This window comes from Neisseria iguanae (assembly GCF_003013245.1).
Lineage (GTDB): Bacteria > Pseudomonadota > Gammaproteobacteria > Burkholderiales > Neisseriaceae > Neisseria > Neisseria iguanae.
Window position 1 is genome coordinate 1 of sequence record NZ_PXYY01000173.1, and the last position, 1,285, is coordinate 1,285.

The 1,285-nt window shown below is 50.6% G+C and carries 1 protein-coding gene; it reads right to left on the reverse strand.

What is annotated here, in order from left to right; genetic code table 11:
• Positions 1–152: 152 nt before the first annotated feature.
• On the reverse strand, positions 153–1,034 hold the full coding sequence (locus C7N83_RS13865) for a prephenate dehydrogenase (protein ID WP_106743284.1): 882 nt from the start codon (positions 1,032–1,034) through the stop codon (positions 153–155).
• Positions 1,035–1,285 lie beyond the last annotated feature (251 nt).

A 1,285-nucleotide genomic window follows, 5' to 3' on the forward strand; every position in this document is an offset into this window, starting at 1 on the left:
ATGATTACATACTGCAATCATGAACGCTTGAGTCTGGACTTAAAAAAGCTGAGCCCTGTTGCCTGCAGAACCCGGCTTGAAAAGGCTGTTTGAGAAACATTCTTAACTTGTCCAAGGGTTGGGGGGGAGAGTTCAATCTTTCCAGCAGCCTGCTACTGCCTTTTCAACCAATCATCACGCGTGTTCTTCGCTTCTTCAAAATAAGCGTATAACGCAGTTTTATTTTCTGTCACCAACAGGTTTTCCAAGGTATCCAATTGCCGGCGCATACCGCCGATTAAATCCTGCAGACTGTTTTTATTCGCCAAACAGATGTCTGTCCAAATGGCAGGGTGGCTGGATGCAATGCGGGTAAAATCACGGAAACCGGAAGCGGCAAAACTCAGATAAGCCTGTCTGTCGGGATGGTCGAAAATCTCGTGCACAAAGGCGAACGCCAGCAAATGCGGCATATGCGACACGGCAGCGAAAATCGCATCGTGTTCGGCCGCACTCAGGCGTAATGTTTCCGCACCCACGGCCTGCCACAACGATTCAAGCCGCTCAAGGCCGTCTGAATGTTCGTCGCCGTGCGGCGTGATAATCAGCTTTTTGTCCTGATACAGGCCGAATTGTGCGGCCAATGCGCCGTGACGGTCGGAACCGGCAATCGGGTGCGCGGCGATACAGTGCGACAAATGTTCAGGCAGATAAGTGCGGAAAGCTTCAACGGTGATTTGTTTGGTACTGCCGACATCCGACACCAGCGTCTCCGGCCGCAAAAACGGTTTCACCGCCTGACAAACTGCCGGCAAAGTCGAGACCGGTGTGGCAATCAACACCAAATCCGCACCGCCAATGCTTTCGGCATTAATATCGGTAAACGCTTCATCAATCACCCGCCGCTCTAGGGCGCGGTCAAGGTTTTCACGGTTTAAATCGATGCCGGCCACCGTCTCTACCCGTCCCAAGCGTTTCAAATCCAGCACAAACGAGCCCCCTATCAGCCCGACGCCGATTAGGGTGATTTGTTTGAGTGGGGTGATGGCAGACATGGCGGACAATAGCGCGAATAAAAAAACGAGTTTACCTGATTGGCCGCAGATAGTAAAAGGCCGTCTGAAAACCAGGATTGATATCACCTGACAACCTTTCAGACGGCTTGATTGGAATATTGGGGCTGAAGTAGATTAGTAGTCATGTCAGACGGCAAAAATTAAGATAACCAATTGTAAATTAACAAATAATCCACAAAGAAAACTCCTCCAGTTTTTCGTACCGGAAGCCACAGCCCGTGCAGCCGCTG

Excerpts from the sequence above, each read along its gene's own strand:
- C7N83_RS13865 (WP_106743284.1), bottom strand. The coding sequence starts at position 1,034 with ATGTCTGCCATCACCCCACTCAAACAAATCACCCTAATCGGCGTCGGG.